Annotated in this window: 14 protein-coding genes and 2 pseudogenes; 6 read left to right on the top strand and 10 right to left on the bottom strand. The window is 57.7% G+C overall.

From position 1 onward, the window contains the following. Nucleotides 1–9 precede the first annotated feature (9 nt). Complete coding sequence (locus RX327_RS33440; protein WP_317248429.1) at nt 10–3,102, top strand: multidrug efflux RND transporter permease subunit; 3,093 nt, start codon at nt 10–12, stop codon at nt 3,100–3,102. A 180-nt stretch (nt 3,103–3,282) separates the two neighbouring features. On the opposite strand, the gene RX327_RS33435 is transcribed toward RX327_RS33440, so the two are convergent. The 3 genes and pseudogenes from RX327_RS33435 to RX327_RS33425 all read right to left on the bottom strand — a co-directional run bounded on the left by RX327_RS33435 (nt 3,283) and on the right by RX327_RS33425 (nt 5,781). Continuing rightward, nucleotides 3,283–3,939 (bottom strand): anthranilate synthase component II, encoded by a 657-nt coding sequence (locus RX327_RS33435; protein ID WP_283088482.1) that lies wholly within the window; start codon nt 3,937–3,939, stop codon nt 3,283–3,285. Further along, nucleotides 3,936–5,320, bottom strand: a pseudogene (gene pabB, locus RX327_RS33430) (aminodeoxychorismate synthase component I). Before pabB ends, RX327_RS33435 begins: the two are co-directional and overlap by 4 nt. A gap of 101 nt (nt 5,321–5,421) precedes the next feature. Further along, complete coding sequence (locus RX327_RS33425; RefSeq protein WP_317251384.1) at nt 5,422–5,781, bottom strand: Dabb family protein; 360 nt, start codon at nt 5,779–5,781, stop codon at nt 5,422–5,424. 968 nt (nt 5,782–6,749) lie between these two features. Here RX327_RS33425 and bioD point away from each other — a divergent pair. Next, entirely contained in the window at nt 6,750–7,391 is a 642-nt protein-coding gene (bioD, locus tag RX327_RS33420; RefSeq protein ID WP_317248428.1) for a dethiobiotin synthase, read from the top strand. Further along, nucleotides 7,382–8,647 carry an adenosylmethionine--8-amino-7-oxononanoate transaminase gene (locus tag RX327_RS33415; protein WP_317248427.1) on the top strand — a complete coding sequence of 422 codons (1,266 nt, stop codon included), beginning with the start codon at nt 7,382–7,384 and terminating at the stop codon, nt 8,645–8,647. Before bioD ends, RX327_RS33415 begins: the two co-directional genes overlap by 10 nt. A gap of 210 nt (nt 8,648–8,857) precedes the next feature. Here the strand turns inward: RX327_RS33415 and RX327_RS33410 are convergent. Then, nucleotides 8,858–9,860: pseudogene (locus tag RX327_RS33410) on the bottom strand (GDP-L-fucose synthase family protein). Beyond that, a complete protein-coding gene (gmd, locus tag RX327_RS33405; protein ID WP_317248426.1) occupies nt 9,841–10,926 on the bottom strand; it encodes a GDP-mannose 4,6-dehydratase in 1,086 nt (361 codons plus the stop codon). Before gmd ends, RX327_RS33410 begins: the two are co-directional and overlap by 20 nt. 1,070 nt (nt 10,927–11,996) lie before the next feature. On the opposite strand from gmd, the gene RX327_RS33400 reads away from it, so the two are divergent. The 3 genes from RX327_RS33400 (at nt 11,997) to glmS (ending at nt 16,956) form a co-directional block, all read left to right on the top strand. Then, a complete protein-coding gene (locus RX327_RS33400) occupies nt 11,997–13,313 on the top strand; it encodes an MFS transporter (protein WP_317248425.1) in 1,317 nt (438 codons plus the stop codon). 88 nt (nt 13,314–13,401) lie between these two features. After that, complete coding sequence (locus RX327_RS39420; protein ID WP_410712217.1) at nt 13,402–13,617, top strand: alpha/beta fold hydrolase; 216 nt, start codon at nt 13,402–13,404, stop codon at nt 13,615–13,617. Between the two features lie 1,512 nt (nt 13,618–15,129). After that, nucleotides 15,130–16,956, top strand: coding sequence for a glutamine--fructose-6-phosphate transaminase (isomerizing) (glmS, locus tag RX327_RS33395; RefSeq protein ID WP_317248424.1), 1,827 nt, complete (start codon nt 15,130–15,132; stop codon nt 16,954–16,956). Between the two features lie 108 nt (nt 16,957–17,064). On the opposite strand, the gene RX327_RS33390 is transcribed toward glmS, so the two are convergent. The 5 genes from RX327_RS33390 to RX327_RS33370 all read right to left on the bottom strand — a co-directional run bounded on the left by RX327_RS33390 (nt 17,065) and on the right by RX327_RS33370 (nt 25,036). Further along, entirely contained in the window at nt 17,065–17,445 is a 381-nt protein-coding gene (locus tag RX327_RS33390; RefSeq protein ID WP_283088474.1) for a response regulator transcription factor, read from the bottom strand. A 93-nt stretch (nt 17,446–17,538) separates the two neighbouring features. After that, nucleotides 17,539–18,216, bottom strand: a complete 678-nt coding sequence (locus RX327_RS33385; RefSeq protein WP_317248423.1) for a response regulator transcription factor — start codon at nt 18,214–18,216, stop codon at nt 17,539–17,541. Beyond that, complete coding sequence (locus RX327_RS33380; RefSeq protein WP_317248422.1) at nt 18,213–20,882, bottom strand: PAS domain S-box protein; 2,670 nt, start codon at nt 20,880–20,882, stop codon at nt 18,213–18,215. The genes RX327_RS33385 and RX327_RS33380 overlap by 4 nt, the downstream gene beginning before the upstream one ends. Nucleotides 20,883–21,277: 395 nt before the next feature. Next, the gene (nolL, locus tag RX327_RS33375; RefSeq protein WP_317248421.1) at nt 21,278–22,360 is read right to left on the bottom strand and encodes a nodulation factor fucose acetyltransferase NolL; all 1,083 of its coding nucleotides are present in this window, start codon (nt 22,358–22,360) and stop codon (nt 21,278–21,280) included. 792 nt (nt 22,361–23,152) lie between these two features. Further along, a complete protein-coding gene (locus tag RX327_RS33370) occupies nt 23,153–25,036 on the bottom strand; it encodes a TRAP transporter large permease subunit (protein WP_317248420.1) in 1,884 nt (627 codons plus the stop codon). Nucleotides 25,037–25,038: the final 2 nt, after the last annotated feature.

Here is a 25,038-nt window from a genome sequence, read left to right as displayed (position 1 = left end):
AGCGCCGCGATGGCATTTACCGAGCTTTTCATCAAACGTCCGGTGCTGTCCATCGTCGTCAGTCTGCTGATCCTGCTGATTGGCCTTCGCGCGGCCGCCGTTCTGCCGATTCGGCAGTATCCCAAGCTGTCGAATACGCTCGTCACTATCACGACGTCTTATCCTGGCGCCTCCGCGGACATGATCCAGGGGTTCATCACCACTCCACTGGAGCAGGCGGTCGCTTCGGCCGAGGGTGTCGACTACATTACGTCCTCCTCGGTTCTCGGTACCTCGACGATCCAAGTCTACATCAAGCTCAATTTCGATTCCAACGAGGCGCTCACTGAAGTGCTCTCTAAGGTCAATTCGGTCAAATATCTGATCCCGAAGGAATCGAACGATCCTGTCGTCACGAAGTCTACCGGTCAGACCACCGCTGTCATGTATATCGCCTTCTCGAGCGAAGAACTGACGGCCAGCGCGATATCCGACTATCTCTCGCGGGTGGTACAGCCCATTATGTCGACCGTAGATGGTGTCGCGGCGGCAGATATCCTGGGTGGCCAGACTTTTGCGATGCGGCTATGGCTCGATCCTGTAAGAATGGCGGGGCACGGAGTGTCGCCGGCCGAGGTTTCGGCTGCAATCGCCGCCAACAACTTCCAGGCCGCGGCCGGTCAGGCCAAGGGCTATTTCATCCTTTCTGATATAACGGTCGACACTGATCTGCGGAGTGTCGAGGACTTCAAGCGCATGATCGTCAAAGCCAATGACAGCGGCTTTGTGCGCGTGGAGGACATTGCAACGGTCGAGCTTGCCGCGCAGACCACAGACGTCAGCGTCGCCATGAATGGTGAGCACGCGATCTTCATCGGCGTGCAGCCGAGCCCGCAAGGAAATCCCCTGAACATCGTGCGAGGTGTTCGAGCGTTGTTTCCCGAACTGGAGCGCAATCTGCCGCCGTCGCTGAAGATGAAAGTGGCCTACGACTCCACCAAGTTCATTCAATCATCGATCGATGAAGTGAAGAACACGCTCATTGAGGCCGTCGTGATCGTGGTGCTGGTCATCTTCCTCTTCCTGGCCTCGTTGCGGTCGGTCATCATTCCCGTCGTCACTATTCCGCTGTCGCTTGTTGGCGTCTGCAGCATGATGCTGGCGTTGGGATTTTCATTCAATCTCCTGACCCTCCTCGCGATGGTGCTCGCGATCGGTCTCGTGGTGGACGACGCGATTGTCGTGGTGGAAAACATTCATCGCCATCTGGAAAAAGGCGCGCCGCCCATGCAGGCCGCCACGAACGGCGCGCGAGAGATTGTTGGCCCCGTCGTCTCCATGACGATTACGTTGGCCGCCGTGTATGCGCCGATCGGCTTTCTCGGCGGCCTCACCGGTGCGCTGTTCCGCGAATTCGCGCTTACGTTGGCGGGTTCGGTGATCGTGTCTGGCGTGATCGCGTTGACGCTGTCGCCGATGATGTGCTCGGTCTTCCTGAAGCGCGCTGAGGAGGGGCGCTTTGCGGCGCTTGTGAACCGTGTGTTCGGCGACATGACACGCTGGTACGGCCGTAAGCTCGACCGCTCGCTCGACTATCGCCCGATTACCGGGCTGTTTGCGCTGACCATGCTGGGCCTCGTCGGCTTTCTCTATATGCATATTTCCAAGGAACTTGCACCTGAGGAAGATCAAGGCATCGTATTCGCAATAGCCAAGGCGCCGAAATACGCCAACATCGATTACCTGGACTACTACGGCACCAAGCTCGACAACGCGTTCCAGAAATTTCCCGAGACCGATCTGCGCTTCGTTCTCAATGGCGTTAGCGGTCCGCAAGGCGGCATGGCGGGCATGTTGCTCAAGCCGTGGGACGAGCGCAAGCGGTCATCGATCGAGCTAAAGCCGTTGGTCCAGGCTGAGCTGTCAAAGATCGAAGGCATCAACTCGTTTGCCTTTAGCTTGCCGCCGCTTCCGGGTGGGTCGGGTGGTCTCCCAGTGCAGATGGTAATCAACTCGACGCGTGGTTTCCAGGTTGTTTATGAGCAGATGTCGAAGCTGAAGGATGCCGCGCGCAACAGCGGTCTGTTCATGGTCAGCGACTCCGACCTTGAATTCAACCAGCCCGTGGTACGAATCAAAGTCGATCGCTCCAAGGCTAATAATCTCGGCATCACCATGCAGAACGTCGGTAGCGCGCTCGCGACGCTACTTGGCGGAAACTACGTCAATCGCTTCAATCTGCAGGGCCGCTCTTATCAGGTGATCCCGCAGGTGACGCGCGAGAAACGCCTGACGCCGGAATCACTGGGCAGCTATTTTCTGAAGACTGCGGCAGGTTCGATGCTGCCGCTGTCAACCGTGGTTTCCATCGAGACGGCAACTGATCCGAACGTGCTCACCCATTACAACCAACTCAATTCCGCGACCTTCCAGGCTGTACCGATGCCCGGCGTCACGATCGGTCAGGCTGTTGACTTCCTGGATGGGGAGGCAAAGAAGCTACCCGCAGGCTTCAGCCACGACTTCCTTTCCGACGCCCGCCAATATGTGCAGGAGGGCAATCAACTCGCCATCACCTTTGCATTTGCACTCATCATCATCTTCCTGGTGCTTGCGGCGCAGTTCGAAAGTTTGCGCGATCCCCTCATCATCATGATCAGCGTACCGATGGCGATCGTTGGCGCGTTGATCCCGCTATTCTTTAATGCGGCGACCATGAACATTTACACCCAGGTCGGACTGTTGACATTGGTCGGGTTGATTGCCAAGCACGGTATCCTGATGGTCGAGTTCGCGAATGAGCTGCAGCTCAAGGAGAGGCTCGATCGCCGCTCGGCCATCGAGATGGCGGCGCGCGTCCGACTCCGTCCAATCTTGATGACCACGGCGGCGATGGTCATGGGCCTCTTACCCTTGTTGACCGCGACGGGGGCGGGCGCCGCGAGCCGCTTCTCGATCGGTCTGGTCGTCGTGGCCGGCATGTCGATCGGCACGCTGTTCACGCTGTTCGTGCTGCCGGCGGTCTATGTCGCGATCGCTTCCGACCACCGCGCCGACGCAAGCGCCGACCACGCCGAGCTCGCCCTCACCGGGGCAGCTGATGCCCAGCTGGCCAATCGATGACGCTGAACGCTCCAAGCGCAGGAGCCGCGAATTACGCTCCCGGTGCGCCCGCGCCACGAATTGCCGCCGTCGGTCGACCGAGGGACGCTCGATCGCGCCTCTAGAGCGATCAAGTCACTGAGGTCGCGAGCAGAACTCCTGCTAGCGGCCGGGCTGAACCAGCGGCTGCGGTGCGCGCGATCATATCCTGGATGGTGGCTCGGATGCGTCCTTTGAGAGAGTCGTTGGCAACGGTTCGCGGGCGTCGATCCTCCTGCTCGCGAAGGCGTTTGCAATTTGCAAGAAGCTCATCAGCAGCATGGAGCCATATTGGGTCAATATCGATTCCGGATGAAACTGTACGCCATAGGTTGGGTGACAGCGATGGGCGAGGGCCATGACCTCGGTTTCGTCGGAGTGCGCCGTTACCTTAAGATGTTGACTGGATGCTTCATCCAGCTCGACAACGAGCGAATGGTAGCGACCGACGCAAAGTGGGGACGGGAGTTCGCTGAACAGCCCATGACGGTCATGCGTTATGCAGGAGGACCGGCCATGCATAGGACGACGAGCGCGCACGACGCGTCCGCCGAAGACGCTGCCTATACACTGGTGTCCAAGACAAATACCGAGAATTGGGATGCGACCTGAAAGTTCGCGCACCAAGGCGGTCGATATCCCAGCCTCCAGTGGCGTGCAGGGACCGGGCGAAATGACCACTGCGCGCGGTCTAAGGCCGACAATTTCGGTAAGGCTGTGCGCATCGTTGCGGATCACCTCCGTTGCTTCACCAAGTTTACGGAAATGGCGCGCAATATTGAAGACGAACGAATCGTAATTGTCGATGATGACAATCAAGATGCACCAGGTGTTGTGGCCTGAAATGCATCAAAGATCCGCTGAGCCTTGGCGAGCGTCTCCTCGATTCGGCCTCTGGGTCCGACAGCACCGTTATTCCACCGCCGGCATGAAATACGGCCAGGTCGTCGTCGATCGTGACAGTGCGGATCGCAATGTTCGTGTCCATGTGCCCGTTGAAGCCGATCGCCCCGCAATATACCTCTCGCGCTACTTGCTCGATGTTCGCGATGATTTTCATCGCCTGCACTTTTGGAGCGCCGGTCACGGACCCGCCTGGAAAACAGGCGCGAAGCAGACTAATCGCGTCTTTGCCTGCCGCAAGTCCGCCCCTCACCATTGAGACGAGATGGTGCACTGAAGCGTAGGACTCGAGGTCGCACAACGTTGGAACCTCGACCGAATCCGCGGTGCAAACGCGCGACAGATCGTTGCGCAGGAGGTCGACGATCATGATGTTCTCGGCACGGTCTTTTTCGGATGTAAGGAGGATTTCACCGCGGCGCTGATCTTCCTTCGGGTCGGCGGAACGCGCGATCGTGCCCTTTATGGGGCGCGTTTCGACCTGTCGTCCATCAAATTTCAGGAACCGCTCCGGGGAGCTCGACGCTATGGTCAGCTCGCCATAGCGCAGGAGGGCTGCAAACGGCGCCGGGTTCAATGAGCGCAGCTGGCAGTAAAAGGTGAGCGGATCGAATAGGGGCGACACCTTTGTAATGAACCGTTGAGCAATGTTTGCCTGGAATACATCCCCTGCTAGAATCAGATCGACGATGCGTTGGACCGCCGCGATGTAGCCTTCACGGCTGAAGTTCGAATGCCATGGGCCCGCCGTGGCAGGGATTATAATCCGCGGAACCTTTGGATTGGCAAGCAGCGCCGCAAACTCGTCGGCGCGACGACGCGCGCGCTCGGCTCGTCGAGCGGGATCTTGCTCCGGCCATCCGGTTGAGACGATCCAGCACCTGCCGTGGTGGTGGTCGAAGCTGACGACCACGTCGTAGAAATGCAGAATCGAGTGGGGCAAGCGCTGACCGGGATTTGCCGGCGCCGGCAATCGCTCCAACGTCCTGTTCAGATCGTAAGCAAAAAAGCCAGCCGCACCTCCCTGGAAGGGCGGAAGATCAGGGCGATGTTCTTCCCGATATCTGGCGAGAAGGGCGCGAAGCACTATCCAAGGATCGCCGTTAACGGTCTCTCCATTCCAACTTGCATGTCCATCGGTGACCAAATAGGTACTGAACGGTTCGCACGATAGATATGAATACCGCCCAAGCGCTTCATGCCGCGCTGCGCTATCAAGAAAGGCAAGGTGTGGCCGGCGCGCAAGGCATCGCAGCGCCTTGACGGGCTCGATCCACTGCAATTCACGGACGTCCATAGTGCTAGCGATCACCGATGGTTGGCGGAGTTCGAACCGATCGTCCAGAGAAAGGTCACGTTTCGTCCGAAACGGACGAATACCTGAGTCTGATCATCAAATTAGCCCGTGTCGGCCGGTCGGCTGTACCGAGCATTTTGGCTCAACCCTCCCCTTCCAGCGAAATGGACGTCTGTTGATAGTTCATAATCGGCGGCAAAGCGCAGCTCCCGGAGTGGTCGCACGCGCTGGATCGCCTGCAGATACAGATTGTGCGCTTTGTACGCTGCGAGATCTCTCTCGCTGTCGAACTCACCATAGACAACAACATCGACATCGTTGCCGAGTTGATCGCCCTTGCGGTTACGTGCAATTTCAAGTCGGCGTGCATGGGGAATTGTAGTGAGAACTGATAGACCGTCGATGATTTGGTCGATATCGGCCTTATCCTTGGCCGTGAAGAACACGATGTGACGGATCATGGTGACCGGAAAGAGACGCTGCAACTCGGCTGCATCCTTAGCTCGGGATCAGGCTCTGCGCAATGCTGGCGCTCTTACGGCAGAAGCAAGTTTGCCGCTCGTCCGGAAGCTGGGGACCTGCGGCAGAAGCTCGCAAGAGTCTTTGATCGAAGCATTTGGACTACGAGGCGGCCAATGGTCTGAATGTGGCACGCGAGCAGGCGGAACGGCTTGATTGACGTTGCGCGCTCGCAGCGCTTTTGCACCAGGCGGCGATCCTGATTGAGCCGCGATGGCAAACCGCTAGGCGCTCGATCGCGAGTACAAATGGACGAATTTGCAAGCTGCCGTCCATCAAGGCTTGCGAGTGATCACGCCATCACGCTGGGCAGCCCTAAGGCATGGAAAAAACGTGCGACTGCTGCTGGACGCGGCAGAATGATCAACGAACGGATCGGAATCTGCAACATCGAACCGGAGCGCGGTTTGCCGCCTATGTAATGGCGCGCCCATGGAGCCGGCACGATAGGTCGGTTTTTTCACTGTTTCACTTTAGCATTGTGACGAGTCCCGGGATGTGGCAGCTCGTGCGAGAGACGATTTGCGGAAACGGCATCGTTTGCGCGCCGCTTGACCTGCAAAGAACCATGTCGGGTTGAACATTGTCCGGCGCCCCGGTTCATCTAGCATTTTTCGATAGGTCGTTCGCGGACCACTTCGAGTACGTATCGTACCGTTCTGAGACAATTAGGATACATCTTTCGGCTGCGAGCGCAGGTCAGTCCGGTTCGTACAGCGATGGCACGCCTACGGCGAGCGCGATCTGCCAGACAACCGATACGATTGACGAATGGTCGGTCGCAATTAGGTGGTTCAACACGCTAGATTGTGGGGCGCAGCCGGTCCTGCAAGTTTCAATGACGCTCTATGTCGTCGAGGATGACGTCCATGCTCGACGTTCTGTTCCAGGAGATATGAGGTGAAGCTTGATGAGGCTGCAGCAGATCGTGGTGACAGGCACGGACAGCGGAATTGGAACGACGATTTTCTGCGCGGGGCTCACCAATCTTCTCGGCGCGAGCTATTGGAAGCCGATTCAGGCGGGTCTCGCGGGAGCGACCGATACCGAGCTGGTCGCAAGGCTCGGCAGTCTCACATCCGATCGCATCGTGCCGGAAGTTTATCGCCTGCGAACTCCCGCTTCGCCCCATCATTCCGCCGAAATCGACGAGGTTCGCATCGACACGGATTCGCTCAATGTGCCCGATACCGGGGAGCGGCAGCTTGTGGTCGAGGGGGCCGGCGGGCTGATGGTACCGCTGAGTGGCAGCACACTTTACATCGACATCTTTGAGCGATGGCGGCTTCCAATCGTGCTTTGCGCGAGCACTGCGTTGGGAGCGATTAACCAGTCGCTGCTCTCCATAGAGGCTCTCCGAAGGCGTCACATCGACATTCTCGGAATAGCTTTCGTCGGTGAAAAGAACCCGGAAGCTGTGAGGGCGATTTGCGAGATGGGCAGGGTGCGTTGGTTAGGGCGGTTGCCCTGGATTGCTCCTTTGTCGGCAGACACGCTGCAGGCCGCGTTCAACGCTTCATTCCGTCGAGATGATTTCAAGCCATGGCGCTAAAGAAGAGGTCGCCGATCTGGCATCCGTTCACGCAACACGCGCTGCAAGACGAGCTGATCAAGATCGTGCGCGGAGATGGAGCTTATCTCTATACGTCAGATGGGCGCCGCATCGTAGATGCAATCTCCTCCTGGTGGGTCGTAACCCATGGCCATTGCCATCCAAATATCGTCAGAGCAATCCAGGAGCAAGCTGGCAAGCTTAATCAGATCATCTTTGCCGGATATTCCCATGATCCGGCTGAGGAGGTTGCGGCGCTGCTATTGAAAGTCGTGCCGCCTGGTCTCGACCATGTCTTTTTCTCCGATGGTGGTTCAGGCAGTGTGGAAGTCGCCTTAAAAATGGCGCTCGGCTATTGGCATAATATTGGCAAGCAGCGCATACGCATTGTCGTGATGCAACATTCCTATCACGGCGACACGGTTGGGGCGATGTCGGTTGGCGCCCGCGGCGTATTCAACGTGGCCTACGGGCCGCTGCTGTTCGACGTGACCTCGGTTCCGTTCCCAGCAAGTGGTCGTGAACAGGTGACTCTTGATGCGCTCGAAGCCGTGTGTCGAAACGAAATTCCAGCGGCGTTTATCGTCGAGCCTCTCGTGTTGGGGGCTGGCGGGATGCTAATGTACCCCGCCTGGGTGCTCAAGGAGATGAAACGGATCTGCGAAGCATCTGAAGTTCTGTTCATTGCCGATGAGGTCATGACCGGTTGGGGCCGCACCGGATCTTTATTCGCCTGTGAGCAAGCCAACATCACTCCAGATATCGTCTGCTATTCGAAGGGTATCACGGGAGGTGCGCTTCCGCTCGCGGTGACACTTTGCCGCGATGACATTTTTGAAGCACACCATTCGAAAGATCGAACGCGTACCTTCTTTCATTCGGGTTCATATGCTGCGAATCCGGTGGCCTGCGCTGCAGCGAAGGCCAACCTCGATCTTTGGCAAGACAGCGCATCTCGTGATCGTCTGGCATCGGTCGCCACTATGCAGGAGCAGGCGATCGAGCCATTCCGGAGGGATCCGCGCTTTGCAAACGTCCGCCGCACCGGGACCATCGCAGCGCTCGATCTGAAGGTGAGGGATACGGGCTATCTTGCAACCATCGGTCCGAAGCTTCAGGCTTTCTTCAAGGCGCGAAATCTGCTGCTGCGCCCGCTTGGCAACACCATCTACGTTATGCCGCCGTACTGCATTACGGCTTCAGATCTCGACGACATTTACATGGGCATTCGCGAAGCAGCCGACGCGTTGATCTGAAGGCGCCATGCGCATCGCAACGTGCGCTCTCGCAATTCCAGAGATCGCACGATGATGACGTCTTCGAATCTCATCTCGGCACTCGTTGCGGCAAATGCTCCGCGCCCGCGTCTGGACGGCTCCAAGTGCGCCAATGCAGTCAAGACGATTATGCTGGGCGGCGGATCCGCAGCGCCTTGCTGCGCTATTCCTTGATAACGCGGGATTTTGTCAAGCAATCTCGCCGCGATCGACGCAGTTGTTTTGTTCGAGACGAGCAAATCGCTTTTCGCGGCATCTCTGTTTCTCGTCGAGATACGCCCGGTAGGCGAGGGCGATGCCATCCTCGAGCGAGGTGGTGGCGCGCCAGCCGAGCCGGGCCAGCCGGCTGACATCGAGCAGCTTGCGCGGCGTGCCGTCCGGGCGCGACGTATCGAAGCTGATCTCACCACGGTAACCGACAGCAGCGGCAACCACGAGGGCAAACTCGGCGATAGTGATGTCCTCGCCGGTGCCGACATTGACCAGTTCCGGCGAGGAATAGGTCTTCATCAGATAGATGCAGGCGTCGGCGAGATCGTCGACATAGAGGAACTCGCGGCGCGGCGTGCCGGTGCCCCACACCACGACGCTGCCGGCGCCCGAAACCTTGGCCTCGTGAAAGCGCCGGATCAGCGCGGCTACGACGTGGCTGTATTCTGGGTGATAATTGTCGCCGGGACCGTAGAGATTAGTCGGCATCACGCTGATGAAGTCGCTGCCATACTGGCTGCGATAGGCCTCGGCCATCTTGATCCCGGCGATCTTTGCATGGCGTAGGGCTCATTGGTCGGCTCCAGCTGGCCTGTGAGTCCTCGCGAAGCGGCTGTGGCGCCAGCTTCGGATAGATGCAGGAGGAGCCGAAGAACATCAGCTTCTCGCAGCCATTGGCATGCGCCGCCTGGATCACATTGGTCGCGATCGCGATGTTGTCGTAGATGAATTCGGCCCGAAGCGTGTTGTTGGCGACGATGCCGCCGACCTTTGCGGCGGCAAGGAATACGGCCTGCGGGCGCTTCGCGGCAAACCAGGCGTTGACCGCGGCCTGGTCGCGCAGATCGACCTCGCTGCGTGACACGGTCAGGAGATCAGCCTGCTCACGCGCCAGCCGGCGCATCAGCGCCGAGCCGACCATGCCGCGATGGCCAGCGACGTAGACGGTTTTGCCCTTCAGCTCAAACGGAGCGCTTGCCATTCGCCGCATCCTGCCTGGCCTCGACGAGATCGCTGGCGACCATTTCCTTCACCAGCTGCGCGAACGGCGTCTTCGGCGTCCAGCCGAGCTTGGCGCGCGCCTTGCTGGCGTCGCCGATCAGAAGATCGACCTCGGTCGGGCGGAAATAGGTCGGGTCGATCTGCACCAGGGTCTTGCTGGACGCCTTGTCGACGCCGATCTCCTCGACGCCCCTGCCGCGCCATTCGATGCTGCGGCCGACCTCGGCAAATGCCAGCTCGACCATTTCGCGCACCGAGTGCGTCTCGCCGGTTGCAAGCACGAAGTCGTCGGGCTTGTCAGCCTGCAGGATCATATGCATGCCTTCGACATAGTCGCGGGCATGGCCCCAGTCGCGTTTGGCTTCGAGATTGCCAAGGTAGAGCGCATCTTCGAGGCCGACCTCGATGCGCGCGACGGCGCGGGTGATCTTGCGGGTCACGAAGGTCTCGCCACGGATCGGGCTCTCATGGTTGAACAGGATGCCGTTGGAGGCGAACATGCCATAGGCTTCACGGTAGTTCACCGTGATCCAGTAGCCGTACAGCTTTGCGACGCCGTAGGGCGAACGCGGATAGAATGCTGTGGTTTCCTTCTGCGGGATCTCTTGCACCAAGCCATAGAGTTCGGAAGTCGAGGCCTGGTAGAACCGCGTCTCTTTCTCCATGCCAAGGATGCGGATCGCTTCGAGCAGCCGCAGCACGCCGATGGCATCGGCATTGGCCGTGTATTCGGGGCTCTCAAAGCTGACGCCGACGTGGCTTTGCGCGGCAAGATTGTAGATTTCGGTCGGCCGGATCTGCTGCACCAAGCGGATCAGGTTCGTCGAATCGGTCATATCCCCGTAGTGCATCAGGAACGGCGCCTTGCCGACATGCGGATCCTGGTAAAGGTGATCGACGCGCGCTGTGTTGAACGAGGACGAGCGGCGCTTGATGCCGTGCACGGTGTAGCCGAGACCGAGCAGATATTCGGCGAGATAGGCGCCGTCCTGCCCGGTCACGCCGGTGATCAGCGCAACGCGCCGTTTTGAATCGTGAACCGTCATTGCCTTTCCAGTTTGCGCGAGCAGGCATTCTGGCAACGTCATTTGGAACTAATTTTCGAAAAGGTCCAGATAGGGCCTGCTATCACATTGAGGGGAGCGATATTTCACCTAACCATACACATCAACTAGGCAAGCACATCATATACATTGATTTATATGGCATTGCAGGGCCCGAACATCTGTTCAGGCGTTAGGAGCTAGGACATTGCGGTTAGGGCCGCAGGCAAGCATGCAACAAATGTATCTGAGTGCACATGCGTTCGAGGCCGTATCAAAGCGACGCGATCATGGCGAAGAAAGTCTCTAATACGAAGCCGGCGTGCGGCTGTGTTCCGCTGCGCCTACTGTCAGCGGTATGCCGTTCGGCAGGATATGCTGCGGGCTGCACCTCGATGCATACGGGCGTGCCGCTCTTCGATACATGCGATAGCCGTGGACCCAAGTCATTTCCGGTCATAGGCTATCATAGCCGTAGAATGTGGTCAGGGAGCTATCTGATCCGGCGTATCCGTCGTAGCGGCATTGTCGCGCGGCCAAATCCGCAGCAAACTATTCTTCAGAAGCGGGCGTGCGGCGAATTGTTTCCGCTTTTGCGACCTGCGTCTGCATTCGGTGAGGAGTGCCTTCCTGACAATTGGGGTTGGGAGTGGTGGCACGTCACGCCGGCAGTATGAGAAGTCTGCGAGACCATCAAAAAATAGCTTGAATCGGACGCAGCGTTAGGTTGTAGGCTTGAAACCATGCCTAAAGCGACGCGCGGGCGTCAACAATTCGTGGCGGATCAACACGTCTCGTTTCCCTTGCGATTCGTACCTCGAGCGCAGCAAGTGACGGCGTCGTAGCTAAGGAAAGGGGCGCGTTGCTCTCGAGCGGTTGTTGCCTGAACCGGTGGTCGGAAGCGGATTCGGACTTAACACGCGAGAAGATCTCACTAGCGAAAGAAAGCTAACGTGTTTCGTTATGTCGGGTGCCTCTGCTCGATATGCCGAACCGTTAGAATCATGGAAGCCGTCTTGGCCGACTCGGCACGAAGGTAACAATTCCACGATCAGTGAGGCAGACCGCGATGAATGCACCGTCTGTTGCGGATGAACATCTCGAAACTGTGCTGCGCTAGCTCGATGCCCATCAAGAGAAAACAGGCCTTGCTCATTCATCGCGATTCGTTCTCATGCACCTTGTTGCTGGCTCTTATGGCTTCATTGTCGGCGTTCGGCGTTGACATGATTGCCCTAAGTCTGCCGGCGACAGGAATTAGCCTCGGAGCGACGGCAGGCGACGTCGTTGTGGCGATGAGCGCCTATGTCATGAGTTTTGGAATGACGCTTCTCGTTTGCGGACCGATATCGGATTGCTTCGGCCGTAAGCCAATCGTTTTAGGCGGTTGCGTACTCCTGATATTTGCGGGTGTGGGGTGCGCTCTCTCCAACTCCCTGTCACTGTTTCTGTTCTTTCGCACGCTCCAGGGTATCGGCGCTTCTGTTGCCGGGATTGCTGCGATCGCAATTGTGAGCGACCTCTTCAACGGCGAGACCGGAAGGGCACAGATGACCAATGTCGTTTTGGCAACCTCCGTCGTTCCGATGGTGGCACCAATGGTTGACATTGTCGTTCCAGCGCATGGCTTACGGTCCCTATACGTCGTGCCTATCGCAGGAGGATTGATTTTGCTCGCGGCGATGTCCTGCTTCAGAGAAAGTGCCACAGTCCATCCAAGCGGCAGATTCGATCCTGCGACGATCGTCCGAAATTATCGTCGCGTGCTGCGTCACCCGGTCTGCTTCGGAAACATCCTTTGCAATGCGGCGGCGGCCGGAGCCGTATTCGCCTCAGTCACCGGATCATCGCTGTTCTTCTCCAACGTTTTCGGTCCCAACGCCTATGGTACGATCGTTGGTGCAAGTTCGCTGTCGATCGTGACCGGTGCCTGGCTCAACAGGAGCTTCTGTGGCCGGGGCGCATCGTCCGCGCAGCTGCTTGCGGTCGGCCTCACACTCTCGATCATCATGGGTATATCCTTGCTTCTCATGGCATTGGTGGGAGACAAATCGGCTGTTGTGGTGGTGTTGATTTTGGCGGGTGCCGGGTCGTCGTTCGGCTTGATTTCGCCGTACGTCATCAGCGAGGCAATGCGGCCAATGCCAGAAATCGCAGGATCTACGAGCGCGGCGCGAGCATTCGCGCAGATGGCAGGCGCCGCGTTGTCCAGCGCCTTGGTCGTCGAGCTCTTTGACGGGCATTCGCTGCTTTCGACCGCAGTGGTAATGCTTGCTTTCTCGCTATTGGCGGTAGCAGTCCACGTTGGTGTCGTTCTTCCCGCCAATGCGGCGCCGTGGTCGACCCAAATGCAAGCTCGCTTCAAGAGCAGAAACCGTGATCTCCCATAAGTTCATGCCGGTCTTGTTGGACCGCTACGGATGTACGTTGGGGCACGTTGAGGTCTGACCGGCCGCCGCGCAAGACCCGGCGCTCCTCCTGATCAATGGTTCGGCATCTTCTCGCCACAGCTCGTCCATTTCGTGCAGAGGCGGTGGACCGTGGCCGTCAATCTTCGGACATGGCGTCAGTGACGCCCCGAGGTGTAATACCATCGTAGGGTTTGCCGACGATATCGCTCGGCAATGCGCTGAACTTCAGCTGTTCAGGCCGGTCGTGATTGGCCACAGCACGGGAGGTCGGATCGCGCTCTAACTGTGCGGGCACTATCCCCAAGCTGGCCGCGGGTTTGTCATGATTGATGCAATTGTCAGGCCATCGCCAATCTTACGCAAATCTCGCCAGGTTAAGGCGCTCCGGGACTGTGAAGGGGATTCGTCTATCTAGCGATCTTGAGGGCGAATGCGTGAAACTGGGCTGTGATTTCCACGGGCCCGATCAGCGAAAGACGGTCTATGAGTCCCATGTGCTTCCGCGTTGCGAGAGAACGCCGTAGCATGCGGCCTATCGATGATACGGAACGCCATTTGAATTATGGCCCGATGCCGGCGGAGAAAACCTGCGGGATTCTCCTATGGCCTATATTGCCGCTGATGTTCCGCTAGTGAACATGGCGTGCTGCCTCGATCGGGGAGATCTGTCCTCAGCTGGTTACAGCGATGACGATGCTCGCTGGACGTTTCAACACGATCGAGGTTGCAGATCAGGTAAATGCCATGCTCGATCGCTTCTTTGATGTGGGTCCCCGCAGATACAGAGGTCGATTCAGAAGCCTCAAGTCCCATCTGGAAAAAGCTACGCGGTGAGGAAGCAGTGACCGTATGCCTTCAATCTCACGTCACTAGGTGAGATTGGATTTAATAGCGTCTTGCGTGTGTCTGCGAGACATACACGGCTGGCGCCTTTCCGCTAGCAACGAGAAAGAGTCCTTTGGGACGTGGCCCCTTTGCGCGGCAGCGTTGGCGTCGGTGGAAGCGGTTACAAACGCTCGTATAGTTCTTCAAACTTTTCGATATCGGGGCATTACCTCCGTACAATTGAGCGATCGTTCTCTCTTGACCTAGTCTCGCTCCTATCGAATTAACGCGGCTTGCATCGATCCTGGCATCACCCTCCTTAAGGGCCGGATCCTGCCAAAGAAGCGATTCACGATACGCATGATGAGACGCATAGCGGGTTGAGCCACGTCATTCAGTGCAGAGCATATCCGGAGATAAGATGGGACGCGGAGCGTTCTTGCGAGATCTGATGGGAGGACAATGAATGGCGCTTGACGGGGCACCAGGCAAGGTCAGGGGGCTGCGATTATGAAGTTCTACCGCAGGACAAGCGGTTCGTCGCCGTCGATCGAGTCCCGTCCATCTCAAGGGCCGGCCGACTTGCAAGATGTATCCACGCAGCCCGTTCAATGCGACCCTGGCTACCATCTTCCTTATCGCGCGAAGGGTCTGGTTACGCGCGAACTGCCTGTCACGCACGTTCGTCAGGACTTGCCTAAACGTTCGGCTCATCTGGGACCCGCTTTCGTCTGCTGTTGTACTTCCGCTTAGCCAGCGGTAGGTCGCCAAGCAGCGGTCAAGCTGATTGAGCTTAGATGGCTAGAACGTTCGATCTTGCTCGCACTTCGCGTGACGCTGATGGATGGACGCAGAACATCCAGCCCTGCTCCATCCGCGCCAGGCCTCCACAGCGAATCCGCTATCAATCAAATTGTTCTGTGGTTCTGAAATTATCGTCGTGGTTTGACGTTGGGGCGAATTGGTCGGTATGTGCGGAGTTATTGGCATCCTAGGTCGTGGTCCGGTCGCTGGACATTTGGTCGAGTCACTCCAGCGACTAGAATATCGCGGATATGACTCGGCAGGCGTCGCCACACTCGAGAACGGCGACCTCGAGTGCAGGCGTGTCGAGGGCAAGCTGAAACGCCTTGCGGAGAAGTTGCAGCACGATCCACTATCGGGTCACGCCGGCATTGGCCACACGCGCTGGGCCACCCATGGCAAGCCCACCGAGCGCAACGCACATCCACATATGGCGGATCACGTTGCAGTCGTTCATAATGGAATCATCGAGAATTTCCGTGTGCTACGTGCCGAACTGGAACAGAACGGCGCGGACTTCGCCTCCGAGACCGATACCGAGGTGGTGGCACATCTCGTCGAATCCTATTTGAAGAATGGCTATTCGCCGCAAGACGCGGTGAAGGCTTCGTTGCCGCGGCTGCGCGGTTCCTTCGCACTGGCGTTTCTGTTCAAAGGCCACGAGGACCTCATGATCGGCGCGCGCAAGGGATCGCCGCTTGCGATTGGGTATAGTGATGGCGAAGTGTATCTAGGGTCAGATGCTATTGCGCTCGCGCCATTCACCGACAGCATCATCTACCTTGAAGACGGCGATTGGGCCGTGCTTACCCGTTCGAACGGCGTCATTTATGACTCGAGCGGCAGCATTGTCCACCGCGAAGCGTCAAGCCACGGCACGTCGTCGCTCTTGGTCAATAAGGGAAATTATCGTCACTTCATGGCCAAGGAAATACACGAACAGCCGGAGGTGGTTGGGCAGACCCTGGCGCACTATGTCGATATGGCTCGTGGGCGCATTGAACTGCCTTCCAAATGGCCGTTCGACTTTAAGGCCATACAGCGCATTTGGATCACGGCTTGTGGTACGGCGAGCTACGCCGGCCAAATTGCCAAATACTGGTTCGAGCGACTGGCGCGCGTGCCGGTCGAGATCGATGTGGCCTCGGAGTTCCGCTATCGGGAGGCGCCGCTGCGCCAGGGGGATCTCGCGATCTTCATCTCTCAGTCCGGGGAGACCGCCGACACGTTAGCCGCGCTGCGCTACGCCAAGGCACAGGGGCTGCACACCATCTCTGTGGTCAACGTCCCGACGTCAACGATCGCGCGCGAGAGCGAAGTTGTGCTGCCGACCTTGGCGGGGCCGGAGATCGGCGTTGCTTCGACCAAAGCCTTTACCTGCCAGCTGATGGTGATCGCGGCGATTGCGGTCGCAGCAGGCAGGGAGCGAGGCGAACTGTCCGAAATCGATGAAATCAAGCTAGTCCGCGAGCTGATCAAAGTTCCGCCGCTGATTGCGGCAACGCTGGCTATCGAGCCGCAGATCGAGAAGCTCGCTCATGATATCGCCAAATCGCGCGATGTGGTCTATCTCGGCCGCGGCACGTCGTCTCCCCTAGCGATGGAGGGTGCGCTCAAACTGAAGGAAATCTCTTACATTCATGCAGAGGGCTATGCCGCCGGCGAGCTCAAGCATGGTCCGATCGCGCTGATTGACGAAGCCGTGCCGGTGGTGGTGATCGCGCCTTACGATCGGCTCTTCGAAAAAACGGTCTCGAACATGCAGGAAGTTGCGGCTCGAGGGGGTAACATCATCCTGATAACCGATGCGAAGGGGGCTTCGGAAGCTGCAATAGGGCCTATCGCAACCATTGTTCTGTCCGACATGGCTGCAACCTTTACGCCGATGGTCTATGCTATTCCGCTGCAGCTTTTGGCCTACCACACGGCCATCCTGATGGGCGTGGACGTCGATCAGCCACGCAATCTCGCGAAATCGGTAACGGTCGAATAAGCCGATAGTCGCCGGAAGTACTCCTGGCGGTTTGTGCATGTCGGTCGGCGTGCATGCCGGCAAACCGGCGCCCGATCAGGTGCAGCCTAGAGCGGATGGCTCGTTGGCTCAGCCGCCGCCGCGGTGCTTCTTTAGTGCGGTATCAAGGCACTTGATCAACATATGTGCGGTGAAGGGCTTCGCCAAGAACCCGACGGCTCCGGCACCCAGCGCAGCGGCACGAACCCGGTCATTGGGAAATGCCGTGATGAGGATGAAAGGCGCGTCATAATTCTGAGCTCGCATCTCCGCGACCAGATCCAAGCCGTTCATCACCGACATCTGCACATCCGTAATTACACACGACGTTTCGTCCAGCTGAGGCGACTCCAGGAACTCCTTGGCGGACGCAAATGTATGGACAATGTAGCCGCGCGACTTGAGCTGGTTCTCTATCGCAGCCCGGACTGAGGCGTCATCATCGACAACGGAAATCAAAGGCGTGGACAAGACCAGCCCTCCTGACCCTGGAAAGCGCTTGCCGTCGGCATCAGCACCTTGGACGATAAAGTGGGCATGAGGGGCGAGCTTGTAAAATCATACTTAGGTTTGTTCGCCGCGGTTGGCATTAAGTCCGAGCTTCTCAGCCATTCTGATCAAATCGGCGAGCGAGCGCGCATGCATTTTTCTCATCACGTGCCCCCGATAGATCTTGACGGTAATCTCGGCGAGCCCAAGCTCGGCAGCAATTTGCTTGTTCATCAGACCAGTAGCGACCAGCTTCAATACCGCTTGCTCGCGTGGGCTTAAGGTCTCGAACAAAGATCGCAGATTCGTGACTGTCTGCTCGGCCTCACGTCTCTTGCGATCCCGTTCGGTCGCCGCCGCCACCGCATCAAGAAGTTCCTGCTCGCGAAACGGCTTGGTGAGAAAATCGACCGCTCCTCCCTTCATGGCCCTGACGCTCATTGGAATGTCGCCGTGGCCGGTGATGAAAATAATCGGAATGCGAATATTCGACTTTGCCAGCTCAGCCTGGAACTCGAGCCCGCTCTGTCCCGGTAGTCGGATGTCAAGCACCAGACAGCTGACAACGTCCGGAACCTTGCTCTGCAGCATTTCGTGGGCTGATCCGAAAGTTACCACGTCCAGTCCAACCTGTTGAAAAAGGTTTGTGAGCGACCGACGCAGCGAGGCGTCATCCTCCACAACGAACACGGTCGCACTTGTCGGCTCCGCCACCTTCCTGTCTTCTCGCGGCGAGTCAAAGCGCCCAGTCACGATACAGCCTCCTCGTGCAATGGCAGGACAAATTGAAATGTTGCGCCCGGGCCCTGTTTGCGGACGATTGACAGGCGCCCTCCATGGGCCTCCACAATGGAACGGCAGATCGACAGGCCCATTCCAAGACCGCTCGCTTTGGTGGTGTAGAACGGATCCAAGATGTGGTTCGTATCATCCTCGGCGATCCCAATGCCGCAATCAGTCACCGAGAGTTGCACCCGGCCCATATCATCCAGGGATGACTGAATCACGAGTTCGCGCGTGCGGTCGCCAATCGTTTGCATGGCTTCGATCCCGTTCATCACGAGATTGATGATCACCTGCTGCAGTTGAACACGGTCGGCCAGAATCGCGGGAAGCGTCGGCGCCAACTCAGTCCGCAGGGCGACTTGGTGATTGGCCAACTCGCGTGTCACCAGCGCGATGGCGTCCTTGACGACATCGTTGATATCGATTGTCACCATTTCGATCTCGCCTTTCTTCGCTAGTGCCCGGATGCGGCGGATCACTTCGCTTGCCCGGATAGCGTCTTCGATGATCCACTCCACCGAGCTGCGCGCAGCAGGAAGATCAGGTGTCTTTCGACCCAGCCAACCAAGGCACGCATCGGCGTTGCTGATTATGGCCGTGAGCGGTTGGTTCACTTCGTGGGCGATAGAGGCTGTTAGTTCCCCCAGCGCCGTCAGGCGCGTCACATGCGCAAGATCCGCCTGTGCCTTCCTCAGCTCTTGTTCGGCCTGGTCTGCCCGAATCATCGCGGTGATGTCGGTGCTGACACCTCTGTAGCCAAGAAAGTTGCCGCTTCCATCAAAAAAGGGCTTGCCGCTCGTCCGGACGTAGGTCGGACAGCCGTGCCGGTTGACGGTTCGGTAGATCAGATCTCGAAATGGGAGATGTGCGTCTAGCGTCGCCTGATGTTGTCGCCACTTGTCGGGTTCTTCTTCGACGTCGCGCGCAATTTCTCGGCGGGGCAGACCGATGACCCCTTTCGCCACGACGCCCGCGGCGCTGGCGTGCTCCAAGAATTGGGTAAGCAGGTGGTCTGGTCCGGTTTCCCATAGCCAGTCGGACGCCGTTTCGGCGTAGTCGCGAAAGCGCTGCTCGCTTTCGCGCAGCGCAGCAAGGGTGTTTTCTAGACGTTCCCTGGCTGCGTGATGCTCGGTGACATCCATATGCGTTCCGATGAGCTCGACGGTGGAACCATCGCTTCCTACCACGGCGTGCGCAATGGCGTGTATGTACCTTATCGCGCCATCTGGAAGGCGGATTCGGAAGTCATATTCGAAGTTCCCTGTCTTCTGTTCGATGGCCTGACGCTGCACTTCCTGCTGCAGGGCCAAGTCGTCTGGATGGATGCGCGACCGGATGGCATCAAGCGATATAGGCTCATCCGGGTCAAAGCCAAATAGACGACTGACTTCGGCGGAGCGATAAGCAAAACAGCGACGGTTGCAGTCCCACGACCAGGTGCTCGTGCGACTGAGCTGCTGCGCGTCGACCAGATAGGCCTCGCTACGGCGCAGTTGTTGTTCCGTCTGCTTTGCTGTCGTGACGTCCGTGGCCGCCCCGACAAACTCGATATTCCCGGACGCGGTTCTCGTAGCACGTGCCACCGCGTGAATGTACTTTATCGAGCCGTCGGGCATCAGCAATCGGTATTCGTGCTCGAAATGCTCGCCTCGAAGGGCCCGATTCAAAGTGTCTTGGACAGAAGTCTTGTCTTCTGGGTGAGTGCGGTCAATGACGAACTGCGGTGTTGGTTTGGTCTCAGGGTCGTATTGGAAAAGCCGAAAAGTCTCCCTCGACCAAAAGACCTCGCCGGTGGCCACGTTCCAGCCAAAGCTGCCTGTGTGGCTCAATTCTTGCGCCTGAGCCAAATGCGCTTCGCTCCGCTGAAGAGCAAGAACCGTCCGCTTCTGTTCGGTGATATCTTCGCAGGCAATGAGGACGATGGGCTTGTCATCAGCCCACAGCATAGCTTTGGCGTTTTCGCGCACCCACAGCGCTGAGCCGTCCTTCCTCACCTTCTCGATATCCCAGGTGTGCGATTGGCCGATATTTGTAAGGCACTCTCCTATGCATTTGCGGACAACTTCGCGATCTTCGTCCCGAAAGATCTTCAGCACGGATAGGCCGACTAATTCCTCGGGCCCATAGCCGAGTTGTGTCGCACCGAAGGTGTTGACGTTGAGGACCGTTCCGGCCTCATCGAGCATGAAGTACATGACCGGATTGTGCTCAAAGATCGCGCGCCATCGTTTCTCGCGGTCACGCAAATCGGCCTCGCTGTTCCGTAGCTTGGCTGCGATATCACGCGCAGTCTCCCTCTCGCGGCGAACGTTTCGGATCAGCTGCGTTCCGACCATTGATGCGGTAAGGAAAGCGACAAGCACAAGAAGATCTTGGGGGTCGTCAATCTGGAGACTGAATGTTGGTGGTGCAAACAAGTAGGCCAAAGCCGCGACGGAGAAGATAGAGAGTGCGGACGATGCGATGAAGCTACCCATCAGCGAAAACAGCAATATCACCACCAGATAGGCAAACGCTGTCGCCGCAAAGTGGCTGTGAACGTATACGGAAGCTAGCGTCACCGTCGCCAGCGTAATGCTACCGAAAGCAAGCTGCCCTACTGAATATCCGAACTTGGTGAGCTGATTATGCATGCTTGCAGCCGTCCGCCATTCTCTGGCGGATGAGGTTAACATATTGGGCAAAAATGCGGCAATTCCTTTCGCCCCGAACAGCACTTTGGGGGCGGTGCCGAGAACGGTCGGCGGTCACTGAACTCAGCATGAGCCGAAGGAAGGCGCATCACAAACGTTCGTATAGTTCTTTTAAACCTTTCAATATCGAAGCTAGCAACCGTGCCCGAGCTATGCGCCTCAAGCTTCTTTGGCCCGCATCTCCACCCCACTCCGATCGATTGCTGGAGCGGATCGTCGTGGACTGGTCTGCTGTAAACGCGTGTTGTAGAGGCACCTAGGGCTTCGCGCAGATTGATGCGTCTGTCACAGCCGAGAAGAGTTGATCAGTTGGTCGCCGACTGGGCTTTGAGTGCTTACGAGCGTGGCGAGGTTCCGACTACAATCCGAGACAACCATCCGAAGTCCCGCACAATGAAGCAAACGGTCAGCGCGATGACAACGATTGACACCCCAAGCATTCCGGCAACGAAGAGTTTGGTCGAGATATCCCATAGTTCTCCGAACTGAACGAAGTCCATGAGGCGAAAAACGGTACCCTGGAGCAGATAAAGAAGCAGCGTGCTCTGGCCAAGATCCACCGCGATAAAACGAGCTATTCGATTTGAGGAACTGAGTTTCCAGAGCTGAGCGATTATTTCAAACGCGATCCAAGAGGCCGCTGCAGAGCCAGCGAACATCAGCAACACTTGCCCAGCCGAGGCAGTGTCGTGAATCAGGGCGAGATTGTTGTAGACGTAAGTCTCCTTGCTCCAAGCAAGAAAGCACGCGCAAGCAGTTGCAGCGAGGGGGAACATCAAGAGGAGTTTGTTGCGTGGAAGAAGGCGTGTCTGACGTTCGGTCGACTGGGAGAGCAAGAATCCGAGGCAGAAGAATGGGTAAGTGTATCTAAGCAAGGGCGCTATGGAAAACGTGACGGGCATGACTGCGACAGCAAATGCAGAGATGCCTACAATCCACATCGATAGGCGACGGAAGATCGCCAGAAGACCCTTTACGACAAGGAAAGAAGCAAATGTTGCCCATATAAACCAGTAAGAACCGACTAAATCGTTCAAAAAATCTCCGCCAACCATACTGCCCGAGGGCAAAAACACCGCAACTTTAACCGCCTCCAAAATAGTCCACCAAAACAGCGTTGGCAGCAACAATTGGCTTGCGCGCTCTTTGACGCTACGAGCGAATGATTTTCCAAGGAGGGCTCTCGAAGACAGATATCCGCTTATCGCCATAAAGAGAGGCATATGAAACATGTAGATCGATTTGAAATACGGCGAATCCCAATAGCCATTGCCTCGGTAGATGACGTATTGCAGCAAATGTCCAATGATCACCAAGATAATGAGTGTGCCTTTGGCAAAGTCAAAGCTTAGATCTCGCTTGTCTGGTCCGGCCGCGCGTGAGCCGTGGCCAGTCGATGGAGTTGCGCGATAGAGCATAAAACCTCTAGCTTCGTTGTGCCATAGCACCGTTCCGGGACTATTCGTTCCTTAAAGATGGTTGTGCGGTGCCTAGGCAGACGACCTTGCATCAAGGGGTTTACTCAGACCGTGTAGTGGTGTCCACGGCCTTGTAGGCCGGAGGGAAGCCAACGAAATCCTCGTGTGTCGCCCAAAACGTCAAGTCCGGCCGGCGCTGCGTCACGCTGCATCGTCTTAAATGATCACGCCTGGAGGCGGCGCTCGCGTCGAGCAGGCGAGGTCAATTGTGGTGGCGTGCTGATCGTCAAAGCGCGGATTACGCTTTCGTTCGTCTGCAGGTTGTCTCCCAATTCGATTGAACTAAGTTGAGCATTCCGCTCATGAAGCTGAATCGCTTCTTCCTGCCTGAATGTGCGTTCAAGGTTCCCGCGCGCCCGAGTAGGCCTATCGATCGCTTCCTCGGGCAGCAAGCTACAGGGCTCGGTAAGTCATCCACCGCGCATGAAGACAACCGCGATAGCGGCTCTACGACAGGGCTGAGGCGACCAGGCCGAGCCTTCTGAAGATCAATTTTGGTCGTGCTTCAGGAGCCGCGTGGCGATTTGATCGATGCGTGATCCATAGTCACGGATGTCCCTGAACGCGCTGCGTCGCTCCGTGCCCGGAGGAAGGCGAACCGTTGCCTCGACTAGGGTAAAGAACTGCTCTAACAGGTTGTCTAGCTCGCGAACGTTCACCTTCTATCCTTCTAAAGCTGCGGGGAACACAGAGAGGTGCGGACGACCTCCGCACCTAATGCCTTTTTTGGATTTACAAGAATCCGATGGAAATCCATGGCGCTGCAGCCACTACAATCGTGCCAAGGAGCAAGGCCAATATGTATGCAACGATCGGGCCAATGCCTTCGTCAGGATGAATCCGACTGATGGCACACGCCGCGTAGTATCCGACCCCAAATGGCGGCGCGAAAAGCCCAATTCCCATCGCCAGAACGACAACAATCGCGTAGTGGACCTCATGCACGCCGACTTGACGTGCGATGGGGAAGAGCAGTGGGCCAAAGAGCACGATGGCAGGAATGCCTTCGAGTACGCTCCCCAGGATAACGAACGCGATGATAGTGACGATCAGAAATACCGGCACACCACCCGGTAAGGAGGTCATGAACTTCGCGAGCGATGCCGAGAAGCCCGACTGGGTTAGAGCCCAGGCCATTCCTGTCGCCGCACCAATGATGAAGAGGATCGCACCGGAGAGAGCCGCGGTCTCAACCAACATCGGATAGAGGCGACGCCAGTCAAATTGGCGATAGATGAGAAGCCCAGCCAGCGCGGAATAGACAATGCCTATCGTCGAGACCTCGGTGGCGGTCGCGACCCCTTCGACAACCGCGGCGCGGATCAGAAAAGGCAGGGTGATAGCGGGAATCGCAATCAGGAAGGCACGACCAATTTCTCGGCTCGTCGCTCGCTGAACATGGGACAAGTCCTCCCCACGGTATCGCCACCACACGACCGCACACAGCCCGATTGCGAGCACGATGGCTGGTAGTAACCCGCCGGTGAACAGAGCCGCAATCGACACGCCGGTCACCGATCCGATCGTGATCAGCACCAAGGACGGGGGAATCGTCTCGGTTTGAGCGCCGGTGGCCGCCAGGAGCGCGACGAGGTCGCCACGCTTTGCGCCGCGCTTGGTCATTTCGGGGAAAAGCACGGGCGCTATTGCCGCCATGTCGGCTGCCTTGGATCCCGAGATACCCGAGACCAAGTACATTGCACCGACCAGCACATACTGGAGGCCACCCCGAACGTGGCCGAGCAGACTGGCAAGGAACCCGACCATGGCGCGGGCCATGCCGGTCATCTCGATCAGGAGGCCGAGGAACACGAACAGCGGCACCGAGAGCAGGATGAGGTGGCTCATGCCCTCGTCCATGCGACCGATCACGACCACGTCGGGCGTGCTCGTGGTAAGTGTTATGTATCCGATGGTCGCCAAGCCGAACGCGAAGGCGATCGGCACCGCCGCGAAAACCATAGCGCCGACGATGAACACGAAGAAGATCAGCAAGTTGAGATTGCCGAGCGGCTTCAAAACCGGCGCCATAAACGCGAGAATCCCGATCAGCGCCGCGACGGCGGCAACGGCTGCCACGAGATGCTTGACATTGGCCGTGGCCACCAATCTCAGAGTCGCGACGATCAGCATCAGCCCAATTCCGACGGGAAGGGCGGCGGCGCGCCAAGTGTTGACGATTCCCAGAGCGGGAGTGGTCACATACACCTCGTCGGCCGCAAACTCGTATGCCGGGTGAACGACCAGCAGCAGGAATGCCAACGATGCGGCCGTCGCGAAGACGTCCAGGAATAGCCTCGCTTCCGGGCGGATCATGCCGATGATCGCTGTCATCCGCATGTGTTCGGCTCGTTGGAAAGCAACGACCGATCCCAGCATCGCGAGCCATAGGAACAGGATGCCGGCAAGTTCGTCCGACCAGACGATCGGCGCGTGGAGCACGTAGCGGGAAATGATGCCGACAAAGACGACGATCACCTCCGCAACGACGAGGAGTGCGGCAGGGATGGCGACAACAGGTTTGAGCGCCCGGTTCACGCTCACGACAATTTTTCGCCATCCGGAGGGCGGTTCTGGCAGGGCGAGGGTCGCCCCTTCTATGTGTCCGTGTTCCATGG

This window comes from Bradyrhizobium sp. BEA-2-5, from assembly GCF_032918025.1.
GTDB classification, from domain to species: domain Bacteria; phylum Pseudomonadota; class Alphaproteobacteria; order Rhizobiales; family Xanthobacteraceae; genus Bradyrhizobium; species Bradyrhizobium pachyrhizi.
Note: the sequence above shows the minus strand (reverse complement) of the source record. Positions and strands in the feature narration are given on the sequence as shown.

What these genes read in the sequence shown, in the direction of transcription:
- RX327_RS33440 (WP_317248429.1), top strand. Translation starts at nt 10, where the DNA reads ATGGCATTTACCGAGCTTTTCATCAAACGTCCGGTGCTGTCCATCGTC.
- RX327_RS33425 (WP_317251384.1), bottom strand. Translation starts at nt 5,781, where the DNA reads ATGATCCGTCACATCGTGTTCTTCACGGCCAAGGATAAGGCCGATATC.
- bioD (WP_317248428.1), top strand. Translation starts at nt 6,750, where the DNA reads ATGAGGCTGCAGCAGATCGTGGTGACAGGCACGGACAGCGGAATTGGA.
- RX327_RS33415 (WP_317248427.1), top strand. Translation starts at nt 7,382, where the DNA reads ATGGCGCTAAAGAAGAGGTCGCCGATCTGGCATCCGTTCACGCAACAC.
- gmd (WP_317248426.1), bottom strand. Translation starts at nt 10,926, where the DNA reads ATGACGGTTCACGATTCAAAACGGCGCGTTGCGCTGATCACCGGCGTG.
- RX327_RS33400 (WP_317248425.1), top strand. Translation starts at nt 11,997, where the DNA reads ATGCACCGTCTGTTGCGGATGAACATCTCGAAACTGTGCTGCGCTAGC.
- glmS (WP_317248424.1), top strand. Translation starts at nt 15,130, where the DNA reads ATGTGCGGAGTTATTGGCATCCTAGGTCGTGGTCCGGTCGCTGGACAT.
- RX327_RS33380 (WP_317248422.1), bottom strand. Translation starts at nt 20,882, where the DNA reads ATGCATAATCAGCTCACCAAGTTCGGATATTCAGTAGGGCAGCTTGCT.
- nolL (WP_317248421.1), bottom strand. Translation starts at nt 22,360, where the DNA reads ATGCTCTATCGCGCAACTCCATCGACTGGCCACGGCTCACGCGCGGCC.
- RX327_RS33370 (WP_317248420.1), bottom strand. Translation starts at nt 25,036, where the DNA reads ATGGAACACGGACACATAGAAGGGGCGACCCTCGCCCTGCCAGAACCG.